The sequence below is a fragment of the Snodgrassella gandavensis genome, assembly GCF_914768025.1.
GTDB classification, from domain to species: Bacteria; Pseudomonadota; Gammaproteobacteria; order Burkholderiales; family Neisseriaceae; genus Snodgrassella; species Snodgrassella gandavensis.
Genome location: NZ_CAJZCE010000007.1, coordinates 45,466 through 64,498, shown reverse-complemented (window position 1 = coordinate 64,498; position 19,033 = coordinate 45,466). Strand labels below are relative to the sequence as shown.

At 42.8% G+C, this 19,033-nt stretch carries 14 protein-coding genes; 8 read left to right on the top strand and 6 right to left on the bottom strand.

Annotated elements, in window-relative coordinates; all coding sequences use genetic code 11:
- Positions 1–16: 16 nt before the first annotated feature.
- Together MJ764_RS06690 and MJ764_RS06685 are read left to right on the top strand one after the other, a co-directional pair.
- Positions 17–1,147 carry an ATP-binding protein gene (locus MJ764_RS06690; RefSeq protein ID WP_239325774.1) on the top strand — a complete coding sequence of 377 codons (1,131 nt, stop codon included), beginning with the start codon at positions 17–19 and terminating at the stop codon, positions 1,145–1,147.
- Positions 1,148–1,159: 12 nt separating this feature from the next.
- Positions 1,160–4,261 (top strand): type I restriction endonuclease subunit R, encoded by a 3,102-nt coding sequence (locus MJ764_RS06685; protein ID WP_239325773.1) that lies wholly within the window; start codon positions 1,160–1,162, stop codon positions 4,259–4,261.
- A gap of 846 nt (positions 4,262–5,107) precedes the next feature.
- Here the strand turns inward: MJ764_RS06685 and MJ764_RS06680 are convergent.
- From MJ764_RS06680 to dnaA, 4 genes are all read right to left on the bottom strand, one after another.
- A complete protein-coding gene (locus tag MJ764_RS06680) occupies positions 5,108–5,299 on the bottom strand; it encodes a hypothetical protein (RefSeq protein ID WP_239325772.1) in 192 nt (63 codons plus the stop codon).
- A gap of 264 nt (positions 5,300–5,563) precedes the next feature.
- The gene (gyrB, locus tag MJ764_RS06675) at positions 5,564–7,954 is read right to left on the bottom strand and encodes a DNA topoisomerase (ATP-hydrolyzing) subunit B (RefSeq protein WP_239325771.1); all 2,391 of its coding nucleotides are present in this window, start codon (positions 7,952–7,954) and stop codon (positions 5,564–5,566) included.
- Between the two features lie 315 nt (positions 7,955–8,269).
- On the bottom strand, positions 8,270–9,373 hold the full coding sequence (gene dnaN, locus MJ764_RS06670) for a DNA polymerase III subunit beta (protein WP_100090955.1): 1,104 nt from the start codon (positions 9,371–9,373) through the stop codon (positions 8,270–8,272).
- Between the two features lie 15 nt (positions 9,374–9,388).
- On the bottom strand, positions 9,389–11,017 hold the full coding sequence (gene dnaA, locus MJ764_RS06665; protein WP_239325770.1) for a chromosomal replication initiator protein DnaA: 1,629 nt from the start codon (positions 11,015–11,017) through the stop codon (positions 9,389–9,391).
- Positions 11,018–11,239: 222 nt separating this feature from the next.
- Between dnaA and rpmH the strand changes: the two genes are divergently transcribed.
- From rpmH to yidC, 4 genes are read left to right on the top strand one after another with little or no spacing between them, the layout of a single operon-like run.
- Positions 11,240–11,374 carry a 50S ribosomal protein L34 gene (gene rpmH, locus MJ764_RS06660; RefSeq protein ID WP_004283944.1) on the top strand — a complete coding sequence of 45 codons (135 nt, stop codon included), beginning with the start codon at positions 11,240–11,242 and terminating at the stop codon, positions 11,372–11,374.
- An 8-nt stretch (positions 11,375–11,382) separates the two neighbouring features.
- On the top strand, positions 11,383–11,742 hold the full coding sequence (rnpA, locus tag MJ764_RS06655) for a ribonuclease P protein component (protein WP_100090957.1): 360 nt from the start codon (positions 11,383–11,385) through the stop codon (positions 11,740–11,742).
- Positions 11,739–11,948: a membrane protein insertion efficiency factor YidD gene (gene yidD / locus MJ764_RS06650; protein WP_100137751.1), complete on the top strand. Its 210-nt coding sequence runs from the start codon at positions 11,739–11,741 to the stop codon at positions 11,946–11,948. The genes rnpA and yidD overlap by 4 nt, the downstream gene beginning before the upstream one ends.
- 21 nt (positions 11,949–11,969) lie before the next feature.
- Positions 11,970–13,622 (top strand): membrane protein insertase YidC, encoded by a 1,653-nt coding sequence (gene yidC / locus MJ764_RS06645; protein WP_239325768.1) that lies wholly within the window; start codon positions 11,970–11,972, stop codon positions 13,620–13,622.
- 1,352 nt (positions 13,623–14,974) lie between these two features.
- Here yidC and MJ764_RS06640 read toward each other — a convergent pair.
- A complete protein-coding gene (locus MJ764_RS06640) occupies positions 14,975–15,670 on the bottom strand; it encodes a YiaD family glycine zipper/OmpA-like lipoprotein (protein ID WP_239325767.1) in 696 nt (231 codons plus the stop codon).
- A 315-nt stretch (positions 15,671–15,985) separates the two neighbouring features.
- Between MJ764_RS06640 and cysS the strand changes: the two genes are divergently transcribed.
- Positions 15,986–17,395 carry a cysteine--tRNA ligase gene (gene cysS / locus MJ764_RS06635; protein WP_239325765.1) on the top strand — a complete coding sequence of 470 codons (1,410 nt, stop codon included), beginning with the start codon at positions 15,986–15,988 and terminating at the stop codon, positions 17,393–17,395.
- 266 nt (positions 17,396–17,661) lie between these two features.
- On the top strand, positions 17,662–17,877 hold the full coding sequence (gene rpmE / locus MJ764_RS06630; protein WP_100090964.1) for a 50S ribosomal protein L31: 216 nt from the start codon (positions 17,662–17,664) through the stop codon (positions 17,875–17,877).
- A gap of 168 nt (positions 17,878–18,045) precedes the next feature.
- Here rpmE and MJ764_RS06625 read toward each other — a convergent pair whose 3' ends face one another.
- Entirely contained in the window at positions 18,046–19,008 is a 963-nt protein-coding gene (locus MJ764_RS06625) for an urea transporter (RefSeq protein ID WP_239325763.1), read from the bottom strand.
- Positions 19,009–19,033: the final 25 nt, after the last annotated feature.

Sequence of the window (19,033 nt, the reverse complement as noted above, 5' to 3'; positions counted from 1 at the left end):
ACAAGACAATCAGAATATGAATAATACACTGATAAATATTGCTGAGCAGATTGATAGAAACGCCCAAAACGCTCAAAAAAAACAGAAAGCCCTAAAAACTCAATTGATTTATGCTTTTAATGGCACTGGTAAAACACGTTTATCGCAAGCGTTTAAAGAGTTTATTGTATCGCAGCAGGATAAAACGGATAAAGGAGACAGTAGCGCCTTAACACGGCATAAGATTCTTTACTATAACGCATTTACTGAGGATTTATTTGTCTGGAATAACAATCAATATCAGCAAGGCGAGCATCAGCTAAGCATACAACCCAATTCATTTACGGATTGGATTTTGAAAGAGCAAGGGCAGGAGCAAAATGTGGCCAGATACTTCCAAGCTTATACCCAGCACAACCTGACGCCGCATTTCAATGAGGATTTTTCCGCTATTACTTTCTCGCTCGCAGCGGGTAATGATCAGCGTATCGATAATATTAAAATCTCCAAAGGGGAAGAAAATAATTTAATTTGGAGTATTTTTTTCACCTTGATTAGTTTGGTGATTGCCGAGCGCAATATTGCGGAAAAAAGCGAGCGTTCTACTAATGAGTTTGACCAATTACGCTATATTTTTATTGATGATCCGGTAAGCTCATTAGATGAGAATCATCTGATTCAGTTGGCGGCGGATATTGCACAATTAATCAAATCCAATGAATCTGATATTAAATTTATTATCACTACCCATAATTCACTGTTTTATAATGTACTTTATAATGAATTGAAGTTGCCAAACGGTTATATTCTAAGACGATTAGCAGATGGCTATTTTGAACTAGAAAACAAACAAGGCGATTCAAATCACAGCTTTTCCTATCATCTGTATTTAAAACAGTTGCTGCAAGAAGCGATTAAAGAAAATAAAATTGAAAAATATCATTTTACCCTATTACGTAACCTGTATGAAAAAACCGCCTGTTTTTTAGGCTATCGGCATTGGTCAGACTTGCTGCCTGATGATAGAGACGTATACTTAACCCGCATAATCAATTTTACCAGTCATTCAACCTTATCCAATGAAATGGTGCCCGAGCCTTCTGAGCCTGAAAAACAAATTGTTGCCTTTTTACTGAATCATTTACTCGAAAATTACAATTTTAACTAGCAGGAGTGGACGATGGTCAATTACACAACCCCGATTGCCGAAACCGATCACTATATTATTTTAGATAACTACACCAAGCTTGAAGAGCCGGCGGCTGGATATCAAACGGAAAATGAATTAGAAAACGAATTGATTCGGGATTTATGCCGTCAAGGTTATGAATATCTGCCTGAGCTGAATAATCAGCAGAAATTGTTGGCCAATATTCGGGTGCAGTTGCAAACGCTCAATAATATGCAGTTTAGCGATGAGGAATGGCAGCGATTTGTATTAGAGTATCTGGATAAACCGAATGAATCGATGGTCGATAAAAGTCGTAAAATTCACCATAATCATATCTACGATTTTGTGTTTGATGATGGGCATATTCAGAATATTTATCTGCTCGATAAAAAAAACCTCAGCAACAATAAATTACAGGTGATTCGCCAGTTTCAGCAAACTGGTAGTTATGCTAATCGCTACGATGTTACCATCTTAGTTAATGGTCTGCCTTTGGTGCAGGTGGAGCTTAAAAAACGTGGCCTTGCCATTCGTAAGGCGTTTGGCCAGGTTCATCGCTACAGTAAAGAGAGTTTTAATCATGACAATTCCCTGTTTAAATATCTACAGTTATTTGTGATTTCAAACGGTACCGATACCCGGTATTTTGCCAATACCACCAAGCGGGATAAAACCAGTTTTGATTTCACCATAAACTGGGCGAATGTTGAAAACGAACCGATTAACGACTTAAAAGATTTTACCGCCACCTTTTTTGCCAGTCGTGTGCTGTTAAGTGTTTTAATCACTTACTCCGTTCTGGATATCAATGATACTTTATTGATTATGCGCCCTTACCAGATTGCCGCAACCGAGCGGATTTTATGGCAGATTATCAGTGCTTATCAGGCCAAAAACTGGAGTAGCCCACATAGTGGGGGCTTTATCTGGCACACCACCGGATCAGGAAAAACCCTCACCAGCTTTAAAGCAGCGCGTCTGGCCACCGATCTGGAATTTATTGATAAAGTGTTTTTTGTGGTGGATCGTAAGGATCTGGATTATCAAACCATGAAAGAATATCAGAAATTCTCAAAAGACAGTGTCAATGGTTCCGATAGTACTGCCGGACTGGAGCGCAATATTGAAAAACAGGATAATAAAATTATTGTCACCACCATTCAAAAACTCAATAATCTGATAAAAGCTAAGGATGATTTAGCAATCTATAATAAACAGGTCGTGTTTATTTTTGATGAAGCACATCGCTCACAATTTGGTGAAGCACAAAAAAATATTAAGAAAAAGTTTAAAAAATACTATCAATTCGGTTTCACCGGCACGCCAATTCTGGACGCTAATGCGTTTGGCGAACAAACCACCGCTACGGTGTTCGGGCGTGAGTTGCATAGCTATTTGATTACCGACGCTATTCGCGATAAAAAAGTACTTAAATTTAAAGTCGACTACAATGATGTACGCCCGCATTTTAAAGCGATTGAATGTGAGCAAAATCTGGACAAACTTAGTGCCGCCGAAAATAAGCAAGCATTACTGCATCCCAAACGGATTGAACAAATCAGCCAATATATCCTAAAATGTTTTAAACAAAAAACGCATCGTTCAAATGGCAACGGCAAAGGCTTTAATGCTATGTTTGCCGTGAGCAGTGTGGACGCGGCAAAGCTGTATTATGAGTCGTTAAAAAAGCTGCAAGAAACATCCAGTAAACCATTGAAAATTGCTACTATCTTTTCCTTTGCGGCTAATGAGCAACAAGACCCCGCTGGTGCTATTGCTGATGAAAGCTTTGAAACCAATGCGTTGAATCAAAGTGCCAAAGAGTTTTTAGCCTCTGCGATTGATGATTACAATCAAATGTTTAAATCTAACTATGATGTCAGCAGCGGGCAATTTCAGAATTATTACCGTGATTTATCTTTGCGCGTTAAAAAGCAGGAAATTGATTTATTAATCGTCGTGGGTATGTTTCTAACCGGCTTTGATGCGCCAACCCTCAATACGCTATTTGTCGATAAAAACTTACGTTTTCATGGCTTAATCCAAGCTTTTTCACGCACCAATCGCATCTATGATGACACCAAAGTCTGCGGTAATATTGTGGCATTTCGTGATTTAGAACCAGCCACCATTGACGCCATCAAACTATTTGGTCAAAAAAACACTCAGAATGTGGTATTAGAAAAAAGTTATGAGGAACATATGCAGGGTTACACCGATGAGGTTTCCGGTGAAATCCATAGCGGATATTTAGCTCTTGTGGCTGAGCTACAGCAACGTTTTCCCCATCTGGATCAGATTACTACTGAAAAAGATAAAAAAGCGTTTGTTAAATTATTTGGCCAGTATTTACGTGCCGATAATGCATTACAGAATTATGATGAACATATCGCTTTAAAGGCATTGCAACAGCTGGATACAACAGATAAACAGGCGGTTGAACAGTTTAAAGCGCAGTATTATGTTTCAGATGAAGCTTTTGAACGGATGCAAAAGATTAAGATGCCAACAGAAAGAGCGATCCAGAATTACCGTTCAACTTACCATGATATTCGTGACTGGCTGTATAGACAACAAGCCGCTGAAAAACAGGAGCAGCTAACCATTGATTGGGATGATGTGGTTTTTGAAGTGGATTTATTAAAATCGCAAGAAATCAATTTGGATTATATTCTGGAATTAATTTTTGAGCAGAACAAGCAAGATAAGAATAAACAAGTCATTGTTGAAGATGCACAGCGCTTAATCCGCGCCAGTTTAGGCTATCGTGCCAAGGAGGAATTGGTTATTGAATTTATTCAACATACCGATTTAAATGCTATTGCTGATAAAGCCGGTATGATTGATGCCTTTTATCAGTATGCCCAACAGCAGCAACAAGCCGAGGTTAAGGCATTAATTGGTGATGAAAATTTAAATGAAGCTGCTGCTAAACGTTATATTGCATCCTCATTAAAGCGTGAATATGCTACTGACAACGGCACGGAGCTGAACGAAGTCTTGCCCAAAATGAGCCCGCTTAATCCGCAATATTTACCCAAAAAACAAAAGGTGTTCAAAAAGATTGCTGACTTGGTTGAGAAGTTTAAGGGCATAGGTGGTGAAATTTAATTGTTAACTATCAGGAAGAGGAAATGGGAATTAAGGTTTCCTCTTCCTGAGAAAAACTGATTAATTCAGGCTTGTTTAGTCTGCTTGCATGCAATCGTAATGAAATGGTCAATATTCCGTCCTCAGTATAAAACGCACGTAGAAAATTACGTTGTCTGTGTCAATGTTTGATATTCGATCGGCTTGATATTGTTTGCTGCTTGATGGGTGGACGGTGTTATCAATCGTCAGCCATGCTTGGCTTATTTTTCTTGCCGGTACCTGATTATGAAAAAGATATCAATTCAGTAGTTTTGTTGGATACAGACAATTATGCAATATACCCGTTTGGATATGCTGTGCGATTGAATATAGTCTGTGCTTATACCATGTGATTTTGTTTAGTTAGTAAATGTTCTTCCAGTCAATTCTGCTTCATTATTCACCTGTCTGTTTACTGGTAGCTACAGCATAGTCAGCCAGCTTGTCCTGATAACAAAGTTATTCTACCTACGGGGCATCTGCTTGTAATGCCAATGCCTAATATTTTACGATGATACTTATTTATTATATTTAATGATTTCAAGCGCCATAGATTTTGATAATTGTTATGCATAAAATGGATTGTTGGATAGCACTTTACTTAATAAGTGCCGATAACTTTTTTATAATTGCTTTATCAAAATAGGTATGAGTATTTTGTTATAAGAATTGGCGTTATTTTTTTTGAGTAGTAATAGCTGTGCAGTCGATTATTCTGTGCCGGTGGAGCAAGCTGTTTGTTGAAAAAGTCGTTAAGCAGAACTATCTATATTTATCTTAAAGTAAGATTCAGTATGGAAAATTTACATGGAATAAAATTAATTATTAACTAAATTTAAGCGCCCATACAATGATTGCAATCAATGCCAATATAATTACAGTGCTTTTTTCAAGATGGCTTCTGGCGAATTTGAAACGAACTATCTGCATAATAATTAATATTAAAGTTAAAATAGTCATTCCAATCGCCGTATTTGCAGAGCTATCTTCTGGCAATTGAACTATCGTACTATCCATTTCCTGCATCCATTCATATTGATTATTAGAAGTACACAATAATATTAAAAGTCCTATCATATAAATTATAGGGTATATAACCATATTAATTTTTTTTCATGTTAGTATCCGCACAAATCTTGGCCAGAATTTAACAATAAAATCACCATAAGATGTAATTTTATTTATTGTCTCAATGGATAAATCTATACATTGATTATAGCGAGCTCCCATAATGAACAAAAAAGGATGGCTATGCCATCCTTTTGGGTGTGATCAGGATATTTAGATATCTACCTGCGCATTTAAGGCATTGTTTTCGATAAATGCGCGCCGTGGTTCGACTTCATCACCCATCAGGGTAACAAAGACATCATCCGCGGCCATGGCGTCTTCGATTCTGACTTTCAGCAGCCGGCGTACGGCGGGATCCATGGTGGTTTCCCATAGCTGTTCCGGATTCATCTCGCCCAGCCCTTTATAGCGCTGAATACTTAGTCCTTTCTGGGCGTTAGTCATCAATAAGTCCAGCGCCTGAGCAAAGCCGGTAACTTTGTTGCTATTGTCACCTTTAACCACTTCAATTGGTGCATCAATGATGCCGCTTAAGGTGGCGGCCGTCTGGCGAATATTCTGGTAGGCGCGGCTTTCAGCAAATTTTTGTTCCAGATAGCTGACCATTCGATTCCCATGCAATTGACGGGTGATTTTAATCATTTGCACTTCATCATCAGCACCGATGCGTTCCAGTTTGAGATTGTCATCATTAACAAGCTTTGTTAATGTTTGCACTGCTTTTTCGGCACTGGCTACGGTACTTAAATCCAGATTTTCATTCCAGGAGAGCAGGGCGTTCAGTACCGCACTGTCAATGATGCGACTTTCACGCATAATTATGCTTTGTGTCAGAATATATTGTTTGGCAATTTCAGCCAAAGCATTACCTTCAAGGGTGCTGTCGCCAATAATTAGCTGTATTTTGTCCAGTGCCAGTGTGAGCAGGAACTGATCTTTTTCAAACTCGTCTTTCAGGTAGCGCTCCTGCTTGCCGCGTTCGGCCTTGTAAAGCGGCGGCTGGGCTATATAAACATAACCACGTTCTACTAGCTCAGGCATTTGCCGGTAAAAGAAAGTCAGCAGCAGGGTACGAATGTGTGCACCGTCTACGTCGGCATCGGTCATGATGATGATGCGATGGTAACGCAGTTTTTCAGGGTTGAATTCTTCTTTGCCAATGCCCGCACCCAGCGCGGTGATTAAGGTAGCCACTTCCTGACTGGCCAGCATTTTTTCAAAGCGGGCTTTTTCTACATTCAGGATTTTACCTTTCAGCGGTAAAATGGCCTGAAATTTACGGTCACGCCCTTGTTTGGCGGAGCCACCGGCCGAATCACCTTCGACCAGATATAATTCTGATAAAGCTGGGTCTTTTTCCTGACAGTCTGCCAGTTTGCCCGGCAGTCCCAAGCCATCCATTACCCCTTTGCGCCGGGTAATTTCACGTGCTTTACGTGCCGCTTCACGTGCTCGTGCTGCATCTACGATTTTACCGGTGATGATTTTAGCATCTATTGGATTTTCTTCTAAAAATTCGGACAGGGCTTTGCCTAGTACTTCGTTAACCACCGGGCCGATTTCGCCGGAAACCAGTTTGTCTTTGGTTTGGGATGAAAATTTTGGATCGGGTAGTTTAACGGATAATACGCAGGTTAGTCCTTCGCGCATATCATCGCCATTGGTATCTACTTTGGCTTTTTTAGCTACTTCGTTAGCTTCAATGTAGTTGTTGATGGTACGGGTCATAACCTGACGCAAAGCGGTCAGATGGGAGCCACCATCACGTTGGGGAATATTGTTGGTGAAACACTGTACATTTTCCTGATAGCTGTCGTTCCATTGCATGGCACATTCGACGCTCATGCCATCTTTTTCACCAGAGGCGTAGAAAACTTTTTCATGCAAGGCTGTTTTGTTGCGGCTCATGTATTGTACGAAGCCGGCAATGCCGCCGCTAAAGGCAAAATTCTCATGCTTGCCATCGCGTTTGTCGAAAAGTTCGATGCTGACGCCATTGTTTAGAAATGACAATTCGCGGATGCGTTTGGCCAGAATATCAAAGTGGTAATCGATATTGCCGAAAGTTTCGGTGCTGGCTAAAAACTGTACTCGTGTACCCTGTTTGTCGGTGTCGCCTACTACAACGAGTGGTGCTACGACATCGCCACGGCAGAATTCAACATAGTGTTCTTTATTATTGCGATAGATAGTCAGGCGCAGCCAGTCGGACAGGGCATTGACTACAGAAACGCCTACACCATGTAAACCACCGGAAATTTTGTAACTGTTGTTATCAAATTTACCGCCAGCGTGCAGTATGGTCATAATCACTTCGGCGGCAGAGCGGTGTTCTTCCGGATGCATATCGGTAGGAATACCGCGGCCATTGTCTTCGATGGTGATGGAGTTATCGGCATTCACGGCTACGGTGATGTGATCACAATAACCACCCAGTGCTTCATCAATGGCATTATCCAGAACTTCAAATACCATGTGATGCAGGCCGGTACCATCTTGAGTGTCGCCAATATACATGCCGGGACGTTTGCGCACGGCATCTAAACCTTTTAGTACTTTGATGCTGTCGGCACCGTAATCTTCAGAACTGTGATCGGTCATAAGAATTCTTTACTAAATCTGGGGCAGCGGTCATGCCGTTAAAAAGTGTGCCTGTAGCCGTGATATGATGATAAACATACTTCCGGTTTGCCAGTATTCACAGGCCTGTTTCAGGGCAATTGACCAAAAGAATATTATAACAGAAAACCAGCTTTTTTTCAGCCAGTTGTTATATTTAACGTGATGTTTTGGCTGATTTTTCTTTATGGGTAATAATACTGAATGTAAATAATAAACGGCCGTACACCAGTCTGGGCTGTTATGAAAACAGCAGGCTGGTTTACGGCCGTAGCTAAGTGATTGTATGAATAACGCTTAAATACGCATTGGCATGACAATATATTTGAAATTGGGATTGTTGGGGATGGTAAACAGGGTGGAGCGGTTTGCATCGCCAAAAGCTAGCTGCAAGTCTTCCGCATGTACATTGCGCAATACATCCATCAGATAGTTGATGTTAAATCCCACTTCCAGTGTATCGCCCTGATAGGCAATTTCCAGTTCTTCGCGTGCTTCTTCCTGTTCATTGTTGTTACAGGTAACACTGAGCAGGCCGGGCTGGATTTGCAGGCGGGCTCCGCGGAATTTTTCGTTGGCCAGAATGGCTGCCCGTTCCAGTGCGCCCAGCAGCTCGGTACGATTGGCCAGAAAGATTTTATCATTATCCAGTGGAATAACACGGTTGTAGTCGGGGAATTTACCATCTACCACTTTGGAAACGATAATGGTGTCATTGCAGCGGAAACGCACCTGATTATTCAGGAGTTCAATGGTTATCGGCTGTTCGGGGAAGGTGAGCAGTTTAAACAGCTCCAGTACGGTTTTGCGGGGCAGAATCACTTCGGCTTTGGGCAAATCTGCTTCAATATTGCAGGCAGCATAGGCCAGACGGTGCCCGTCGGTAGCCACCAGACGTAGCTGATTACCTTCGGTTTGCATCAGCAGGCCATTGAGGTAATAACGGATATCCTGAATAGCCATGCTGTACTGTACCTGTGACAGCATTTCGCGGAACATTTCCTGTGGCAGGGTAAAGGTGGCATCGACATTTTCGCCAACGCTCATCAGCGGGAAGTCTTCTGCTGGCAGGGTTTGCAGATTAAAACGGCTTTTACCGGCTTTCAGCACCAGACGGTTGTTGTTCCAGTCTAGTGACACCATGGCACCAGCAGGCAGGGCGCGCAGGATGTCTTGCAGTTTTTTGGCATTGGTGGTGATGCGAAAATCTTCTGCTTCACTTTTTGGCCCTACGGTATCAATCTGAATTTCCAGATCGGTGGCCAGAATTTTGATTTGCCCCTGATGGTTTTCCAGCAATACATTAGACAGTATCGGTAAGGTGTGACGACGTTCGACAATACCGGTTACGGCTTGCAGCGGTTTGAGCAAACTGTCGCGTTCTGCTTGTAAAATCAGCATATTCTGTTCCTTGGTTTAATCTCGCAAAATCATCATTAAGGTTTCATACGCTTTGGTTGTTTCGGCATCATCTTTCCGGAGTTTGGAGATGCTTTTTACCGCATGCATGACCGTTGTGTGGTCGCGGCCACCAAATCCGCTACCAATAGCGGGTAAACTAAGTGGAGTAAGTTCTTTTGCTAATGTCATAGCCATCTGGCGCGGACGAGCCAGAGTGCGGGTACGTTTTTTGCCCACCATGTCACTAATGGTGATGCCATAAAACTTGGCTACAGTGTTCTGGATGTGTTCCAGTGTCATGGGTTTGTGATTGACTGCCAGAATATCCTGTAATGCTTCTGTAGCCAAGCCCACGTCAATCGGACGGCTGGCAAAACGGCTTTGAGCGACTACGCGCTTGAATGCCCCTTCCAGCTCGCGCACATTGCTGCGGATATGCTTGGCAATAAAAAATGCGGCTTCGTCTTCTAGTTTGACTTGTGCCAACTCAGCTTTTTTCTGCAAAATAGCGACACGCATTTCCAGTTCTGGCGGTTCGAGCTCCAGACTCAGCCCCCAGGAAAAACGTGATTTCAGGCGGTCATCCATGCCATCAATATGGGTAGGCAGGGTATCACAGGTAAGGATAACCTGTTTTTTTTCGTCAATTAAATGGTTATAGACGTAAAAAAACTCTTCCATGGTACGGTCTTTGCCGGCAATAAACTGCACATCATCCATGATAAGTAAGTCTACCTGCTGATATTGCTGGCGCATGGCATCAAAGGATTTGGCATGGAATGCATTCATAATGCCGCGGATAAATTCATCAGCATGAATATAACGTATTTTTACTTTGGCATCAGTAGCAAAAAGCTGGTTGCCAATGGCCTGTACCAGATGGGTTTTACCCAGACCGGTACTGCCATAGACGAAAAACGGGTTATACATGCTGTTGCCGGGATTTTCTGCAATAGACAGGGCGGCAGCATGAGCCAGACGGTTACCTTTACCCTGTACCAGAGCGGCGAAAGTGTGCTCGGGATTCAGATTGGTTTCGGTATAGCGGGATTTTTTATTGTTTTCATGTGCTGAATCAGATGCGGTTGCTGGTGCAGCCGCTTCGGGCTTTTCTGCTTTGGCCGCTTTGATATTGCTGCTTTCGCCATTGTCAGCAGGGCTACTATCGCTTTTAGACTGGCTGTGCCGCAGTCGTTTGGCGATAATGTCCTGAGCAGATTCAGTTCGTTTTGGTGTTGTCCGTGTTTTGGGTGCTACCTCAGGAGTTGCTACGTCTGTTTCTGGTTTAGCTGCTGGCGGATTCTCTGTCACCGCTGTAGCCGGTGCCGTGACCGCAGCAGGGGTAGGGCTGGCTACGATGCTTAGCGGCACTGCTTGTGTGGCCGCCTGCAAGGATTGTCCCTGACCGATTTTCAGAATTAATGGTGTATTGCCATCGGGCAGAATGGCCTGTCTGGCGCTTTCGACAGATGGCCAGAAACGTTCGCGGATATGATTAAATGTGAAGGTATTACGCGCAAAAATTACCCAATTGCCATTTTCCTCGCCTACAGTTAACGGAGCAATCCACATCTGGTATTGCTGGGAGGGCAGGCTCTGTTTTAATTGCAATAGGCACTGTGGCCAAAATTCTGTCAGGGTCATGCGTGAAGCTTAAATTTGTCTGTCAATCGGAACTGGCTAAAGGCTGGAAGTAAAAAATGCCTATTATGCTAATTATACGCAATAAACACACTTCTGACCATGATTTGCACTTTATGTTAAAGCAGTTGCTATAAAGCTTTGCTATAGATTATATTGATTGACAAAGTGCTGTTCTTGTTGTGTAATGCCACGTTTTATTTAAAGTTAATTCGGGAATAAATTATGAAACGTACTTATCAACCATCCGTTACCCGTCGCAAACGCACTCATGGCTTTCTGGTTCGCAGCAAAACCCGTGGCGGACGTGCTGTACTGGCTGCCCGTCGTGCCAAGGGTCGTAAACGTTTGGCTGTGTAAGAACAAGAATGGATTATCATTTTGGCAAAAAATATCGCCTATTAAAAACGGATGATTTTTCATCCGTTTTTGCGTTACGTTGCCAAAAAAGCCGTGCCTGGATTCAGGTATTTCAGGCACGCAATGCTTTGGGTTTCCCGCGTCTGGGGCTGATAGTTGCCAAAAAAGTGGCCAGACGTGCCAACCGGCGCAATTACATGAAACGGGTGTTGCGGGAATGGTTTCGCCTACACCGGCATGAATTGCCGCCGGTAGATATAATCATTCGTATACGCCAGCCTTTCCAGCACAAGGACTATGCTGGCGTTGTCAGAACTTTACAGCAGTTGCTTGTGGCAACTGACGGGTGTAAAACAACGTCGCAATGAAATATTTATTGCTGGGTCTGATTCGGTTTTACCAGTATGCCATTAGCCCGCTGCTGCCACCACGTTGCCGATATAGCCCGACCTGTTCGCAATATGCAGTACTGGCGCTGCAAAAATACGGGGTATTTAGGGGTAGCTGGCTGGCGATAAAGCGCATTTGCCGCTGTCATCCATGGGGTGGTTGCGGTCATGACCCACTTCCTTAGCGAACACACACGGAATACACTATGGATTTCAAACGATTACTGATATTTTTTGTGCTGACCATGGCAATTTTGCTGGGTTGGGAAAAGTTATACCCACAACCCGAAAATCAGCCTGCAACACAACAAACATCATCCACCAGCAATGCTACTTCCACCGAAGTGACTGCTGAAGGTGCATTGAGTAAAACGGATCCGGTAACGGTTACCACCGATACCGTTAAAGCGATTATTGATGAAAAAAGCGGTGATTTACGCCAGCTCACACTCAATAAATACAAAGCTACCAGTGATGCCAGCAAGCCTTTTGTGTTGCTGGATAATGGTGCTAATGGCCATCAGTATATAGCCCAGTCGGTGTTATTGAACCGTCAGGGTGATTACCAGTTTAAAAATCTGACATTTACTGCAGCACAAAAACAGTACACGCTTAATGGTGACAAACTGGATGTGCGTTTGACTGCTGCGGAACAAAATGGCGTGCAGGTTAGTAAAATCTACACCTTCACCAAAGGCAGCTATCTGATTGGGCTGCGTTATGAAATTGTCAATCACAATGCCCAGCCACTGCAAATGGATGTGGCCTATCGGGTGTTGCGTGATGACAAGGAACCGGAAGGTAGCGGTTATTTTGACCATACCTATACTGGCCCGGTGTTGTATACCCCGAATGGCAAATTTGAAAAAGTGGCTTTTAAGGATTTGGACAGTGATTACGCTTCCGGCCGCGATCAGGCAGATTATCAGCGTAAGACTAACACTGGCTGGATCGGTATGACCCAGCATTACTTTATGACCACATGGATTCTGCAACCCAAAGAGGGTAGCAGTGTTTGTGGCAGCAGTGACTGTCGGATTGATATTCGCAAACGCAGTGATGGCCTGTACTCGGCTGGTGTGCGCGTGCCGTTAAAAGATATTGGTGCCAATGCTACCGGCAGTTTTGGTATTTCTCTATATGCTGGTCCGCAGATTTATTCAGTGATTACCAAAGTTGCTGATCATCTACAGATGATTAAAGACTACGGTAAAGTATCGTTGTTCTCTTCGCCTTTATTCTGGCTGCTGAACTGGTGGCATGGTTTGGTACAGAACTGGGGCTGGGCGATTATTTTACTGACGCTCACTGTAAAAGCGATTCTGTTTCCGCTTACCCATGCATCGTATAAATCGATGGCCAAAATGCGTGCTGTGGCGCCACGCCTACAGGCATTAAAAGACCAGTATGGTAACGATCGCATGCGTATGCAGCAGGAAATGATGTCGCTGTACAAAAAGGAAAAAATCAATCCGGTTGGCGGTTGTTTGCCAATGTTGTTGCAGATTCCGGTGTTTATTGGTTTGTATTGGGCGCTGTTTGCTTCGGTAGAATTGCGCGGTGCACCATGGATTGGCTGGATTACCGATCTGGGACGTCGAGACCCTTATTTCATCCTGCCTGTGCTGATGGCGCTAACCATGTATCTGCAAACATTCATGAATCCGCCGCCAACAGACCCGGTTCAGGCAAAAATGATGAAAATCATGCCGGTAGCGTTTTCAGTGATGTTCTTCTTCTTCCCGGCTGGTCTGGTACTGTACTGGTTGACGAATAATATTCTGACTCTGGCACAGCAATGGTTTGTCAACAAACGCATTGAACGGCAGGCGAAGCTGCATCGTTCACTGGATGTATAAATTAGCCGATAGTAAAAAGCACTTCATTTTGAAGTGCTTTTTTTGTGGATTAATCTGATTAGTGCTTTGCAGATTATTGGTTCATACCAGTATTCATATTTTGATAGCATTATGGTTTGTTACCCGTAGGTGATGACATAGAACATACCTAGTGCCATGCAAACAGCAAAGATTACGATTTAAGATTTACAATAATTGAATCGGTTAGGATTACCATTTTCGCTAAATTGTCATATTAACGTTATAAGCAGATTGACTGTAGGAATGTTCAGGTAATCAGGCTGGTTATCCAGTCGACTGTGGGCATAACCGGAGCTTTTTCTGCTGAAGAATCTCCATCGTATTGGTATGAATTTGTAGCCATGCTATTAATTTTGATTGTGGCATTGAATGACTATGAAATAATAATATAAATACAGTTGTTTATATGATAATTAATAACAACGGACGGTTTAATCTAAGATGCTTTGATAAGTAATGATGTCGGTTTCTGCGCTAACTGAAATGGGAATGGTTTAGATGATATGTGGCCATTTGATTGTACTGGGCTGATTCAGATTTTTATACTGCATCCATTAAGATGGCTGGTAAATTTTGAAATTCGGCCAGCTTATGAGGAGAAAACTCTGCCTAATCAGGCTTTATTGGTAACTTTATTAGGCTTTATCGGGATTCAAGGTAATAGCCATTTTAAAAATAATTGGGTACTGAATGTAAATGTTGCCGAGTGCTATACTAAATCAATAATTAAATTAATGGTATTGCGTGACTAATGATTCAGAAGATTTAAAATCAAAAAAGCACTGCAGTTAGAAGTGCTTTTTTATATACCTGATATTTTTGATGTCTTATAATCGATTCAATATAGCAGATAGGCTAAATCATATATAAGAAATCGGAATTCCTCATTACTGCTATCAAGAATATGAATTAATTAGTAGGTATAGAGCTGGCCAGAATACTTCCAAATACTGCCATGAGTGCAAACCCTAATATTATTCCAATTACCATTAGTATTAAATAGGCTTTGCAGAAGTTGGCGCGATTAGGATTGCTATTGCCACCAAAAGCCCATACTAGCATCATAATTAGATTAACAAAGGGGATGCAGAAAATAAGAAATGTGATTAACCAGTCGCCTACAGACATGACTGTGCTAATGTTACCAGAAGAGGTACTAATATTAGAGTTAGTTTGGTTTGACATATTTAATTAATTTAATAGTTAATAAATGTAATTTATTTTACCATGGTTGTAAATATAAATAAATATGCTATAAAAAAATTTGGTTTGTTGGTGTATAGGCCTGATTGATTAAATTGCACTGCAATCAGTCAGGCCTGATTCAGCAATTACTGCACGTAGGTTGTAGTTTGCTGTGTAGTTGTGGTCTGAGCCTGCGGTGCCGGATTTACCCGGATTTCCACGCGCCGGTTTTTCGCACGACCTTCAACTGTGGCATTGCTGGCAATCGGACTGGCCGAACCATAACCGGTCGCACTGATACGGTTATAAGCCACACCACGGGAAGTTAGGAAACTGGAAACTGCCTGAGCGCGGCGTTGTGACAGAGGAACGTTGATGCTGTCATTGCCTGTGCTGTCTGTATAACCAGCGATGGTAATAGTGGTGTCCACATATTTAGCCAATACTTCGGCTACAGATGACAGGGAAGAAGTAGCGGAGCCGCTTAATTCTGAGCTATTGGTAGCAAAAGTTATGTTTTCAGGCATAATCAGTTTAATCTGATCACCATCACGCTGAACATCAACATTGGTATTGGCCAATTTCTGGCGTAACAGTTTTTCCTGATAATCCATATAGGCACCAATACCAGCACCAACAGCACCACAACCCAGCGCTGCGTTGCGTGCACCGCGGCTGTTATGCGTAATCGCGCCTACAATGCCGCACACGGCAGCACCGCTTAAACCATATACGGCAGTTTTGCTGGCATGAGACTGGCCAGTAGTTGGATCGGTAACGCAGCCAGTTAAGGCCAGAGTGGTGGCGGCTGCCAGTGCAGACAGTGATTTCATGATAGTCATACTTACTCCTTCTCTTTAAAGCTTGTTTTGGTTTTCACGATTAATGTTTTATGTCATCTGTAGCAGAAAAGCAAGTGAGACCCCCAGCTTAGACGGTTATACACATTAACAGAATAAGCAGTGCTATCTGTATGCAAAAGGTATTTATTTTGGTTTAAAACTGCTTTAGACGACAACTTATACTGCGCTATATTACAATTCAGACTACTGTAATCGTGCTTTTAGGCTCTCTGGCTCTTGAAAACAGCCAGTTTAACCTCATACAAATAAATTACCCGGGTACAGTGCTACCATTTAGTCAATTTGGAAACAGACATGCTAAGCTTGTATAACACCTTAACCAGAACCAAACAGGAATTTACACCGATTAATCCACAACAGGTGCGCATGTATGTGTGTGGTATGACGGTTTATGATTATTGTCACCTTGGTCATGCACGGGTAATGATTGTATTTGATGTGGTAGCACGCTGGCTGCGTGAACTGGGTTATCAGCTAGATTATGTACGCAATATCACGGATATAGACGATAAAATTATTGCCCGTGCTAATGAGCGTGGTATCAGCATTACCGAACTTACAGATTTCTATATTCAGGCCATGCATGAAGATGCGGCAGCGTTGGGCGTACTTGCGCCAGAGCATGAACCACGCGCCACCCAGTATATAACGCAAATGATAGCCATGATTGAGGACATCATTGCAAATGGCAAGGCATATGTAGCTGATAACGGAGATGTTTTTTATGCAGTGCGTGAATATCCTCCCTATGGCCAGTTGAGTGGAAAAAGCCTAGATGATCTGCGTGCCGGAGAGCGGGTTGATGTTGATGGGCACAAGCGTGACCCGTTGGATTTTGTGTTGTGGAAAGCCGCCAAGCCGCATGAACCTGCGTGGGACAGCCCATGGGGACGTGGTCGTCCGGGATGGCATATCGAATGCTCTGCCATGAGTAGGACTCTCTTGGGCAAAAACTTTGATATACATGGCGGTGGTGCCGATTTGCAGTTTCCGCACCATGAAAATGAAATTGCCCAGAGTTGTGGCGCTGAAAAACAGGGTTGTTGTGATGAGCAGAATCACTTTGCCAGTCATGTTAAATATTGGTTACATAATGGTTTTATTCGTGTGGATAATGAAAAAATGTCCAAATCTCTTGGAAACTTCTTCACTATCCGCGAAGTGTTGCAAAAATACGATGCGGAGGTCGTGCGTTTTTTCATTCTGCGCGCGCATTACCGCAGCCCGTTAAATTATTCTGATGCTCACTTGGATGATGCCAAAGGTGCGTTAACCCGTCTGTATACTGCCCTGAAAAATACCCCAGCAGCAGACATAACTGTGCATGCGCAATTAAATGACTATACGCGTCGCTTCTATGCAGCCATGAACGATGATTTTGCTACAGTGGAAGCAGTAGCTGTTCTGTTTGAACTGGCTAATGAAATCAACAAAACTCATGACGCTGAACTGGCTGGTTGCCTGAAAGGGTTGGCTGGTTTGCTGGGTTTACTGCAACGTGAACCTGAGACTTTTTTGCAGGGTGAGGTAGGTGAAAAAGCGCAGGGTTTGGATAATGCAGCGATTGAAGCACTGATTGCCGCACGGCAACAGGCACGTGCACAGCGCAACTGGGCAGAATCAGACCGGATTCGCGATGAGCTTACTGCGGCCGGCATTGTGCTGGAAGATGGTGCCAGTGGTACTAGCTGGCGCCGTGCCTGAGTTTTTCTGTATAAAGACGGCCGGTCTCAAACCAGCTGCTTTAATCAGACGTATAGGTCTTGACAGCAGTGTTACACTGAAAAAGTAGGATGTAATCAGTCGGACAGCTTTTGCTGTTTTGTGTTTGTCAGCCGGCTTGATGTTGTCGTTGCTATGTGCTGATTCACTTGAAAATCTTACTCATGCGAGTATAATTATCCGATTACAAACATCCGTTTCAAGAGGTACAGGCACAACCCCTGTACCCGCCAACCGAGGACGATACTATGAATAACAGCATTCAACCAAACTACCACGACGTAACCGTGACCTGCTCTTGCGGCAATACTTTTGTAACCAAATCCGCAATGGAAAAAGATACTTTCAATATTGAAGTGTGCTCTGCATGTCATCCGTTCTATACCGGTAAACAGAAAATTGTTGACTCTACCGGTCGTGTGGACAAATTCAACCAAAAATACGGCAATATGTTCAAACGTTAAGCATGGTTTGCAACATCTTGCACCTAAAAAGACTGCCCTGAGGGTAGTCTTTTTTATTGAGTAATCTCATATTTGTAATCTGTGATAATGAGTTATATTTGTTTGTGTATCTATTAATCCGCAAAAATATTTTTCTGTGTGATTAATGCATCATCATATCGCTAGCAATTAACGTTGGTTTAGAGTCTGATTAAACGATAACCATAACCAGCTTACCAGTATAAATGGCATAGTCAGTACTGGTATGGCAAATGGTTTGAGCAGCGTGGTTAAGGCTGCCTGAGTAAATACGGTTAGTATAATTCCGAACACAATATAAAAACTGGTTTTAACATCCTGATTACTGCTGAAAGTAGCCAGTGTAATAGCTGTCAGAATAGCATTAAAAGAGTAGAGTCCCAGAGAAATGATAGTTATCTGACCGCCGTACAACAACGCAATACCAATTGCAAGTACAGAACCGGCCAGCGCGTAAATAGCTATTTTGAGTGAATTGACTGCTAGTCCTGCTAAAAAAATTATCCCTGCCAACGTACTGTTAAATAAAAATACCTCAGCAATGCCAAGAATACTATCTGGAACAAGGTGCAGCAGACTATAGCTCGAAAACTGTGCCCCAGATGTGGCGGGCGGCTGGAGTGTGAGCGCAGATAAAGATGGTGTAGCCAGTAAAAACAGCCAGGTAGTCAGTACAAATGGCGTAGTCAGACAGGGTAAACACCATTGCTGTAATATCGTATTGAATGCCTGTGTAATAAATACCGATAATATGGTGGCCAGCACGATACTGCACCATAAATATAGTGAATTTTCGCAGAAAGTAGGTAAGGCAATACCAATCAGACAGGCATTAAAACCATAAATTCCCTGCTGCCATGCTTTGTGGTTAAGCTGATACAGATACGCCACCACATTGGCAGAGATAACGGCCAGCAAACAGGCCAGCCCAATCTGCGGCTTGCCCGCACTATATCCACCAAGTATCACGCCTACCAGAAAAATCAGCCCGGAAAGAGGATTATTCTGCAACATAACCTGCCCGTAGCTGCGCAGAATTACATCAATAAACTGGCAAAGCCGGTTGGTATTGGTTAACTCATGCCAGTGCTGGCGTGCAGATTGCATTTTCATCCGCATTTCTCCTTTTTTATTTTTC

Coding starts and splice junctions, on each gene's coding strand:
- MJ764_RS06690 (WP_239325774.1), top strand. CDS start 17: ATGAATAATACACTGATAAATATTGCTGAGCAGATTGATAGAAACGCC.
- MJ764_RS06685 (WP_239325773.1), top strand. CDS start 1,160: ATGGTCAATTACACAACCCCGATTGCCGAAACCGATCACTATATTATT.
- MJ764_RS06680 (WP_239325772.1), bottom strand. CDS start 5,299: ATGGATAGTACGATAGTTCAATTGCCAGAAGATAGCTCTGCAAATACG.
- gyrB (WP_239325771.1), bottom strand. CDS start 7,954: ATGACCGATCACAGTTCTGAAGATTACGGTGCCGACAGCATCAAAGTA.
- dnaN (WP_100090955.1), bottom strand. CDS start 9,373: ATGCTGATTTTACAAGCAGAACGCGACAGTTTGCTCAAACCGCTGCAA.
- dnaA (WP_239325770.1), bottom strand. CDS start 11,017: ATGACCCTGACAGAATTTTGGCCACAGTGCCTATTGCAATTAAAACAG.
- rpmH (WP_004283944.1), top strand. CDS start 11,240: ATGAAACGTACTTATCAACCATCCGTTACCCGTCGCAAACGCACTCAT.
- rnpA (WP_100090957.1), top strand. CDS start 11,383: ATGGATTATCATTTTGGCAAAAAATATCGCCTATTAAAAACGGATGAT.
- yidD (WP_100137751.1), top strand. CDS start 11,739: ATGAAATATTTATTGCTGGGTCTGATTCGGTTTTACCAGTATGCCATT.
- yidC (WP_239325768.1), top strand. CDS start 11,970: ATGGATTTCAAACGATTACTGATATTTTTTGTGCTGACCATGGCAATT.
- MJ764_RS06640 (WP_239325767.1), bottom strand. CDS start 15,670: ATGACTATCATGAAATCACTGTCTGCACTGGCAGCCGCCACCACTCTG.
- cysS (WP_239325765.1), top strand. CDS start 15,986: ATGCTAAGCTTGTATAACACCTTAACCAGAACCAAACAGGAATTTACA.
- rpmE (WP_100090964.1), top strand. CDS start 17,662: ATGAATAACAGCATTCAACCAAACTACCACGACGTAACCGTGACCTGC.
- MJ764_RS06625 (WP_239325763.1), bottom strand. CDS start 19,008: ATGAAAATGCAATCTGCACGCCAGCACTGGCATGAGTTAACCAATACC.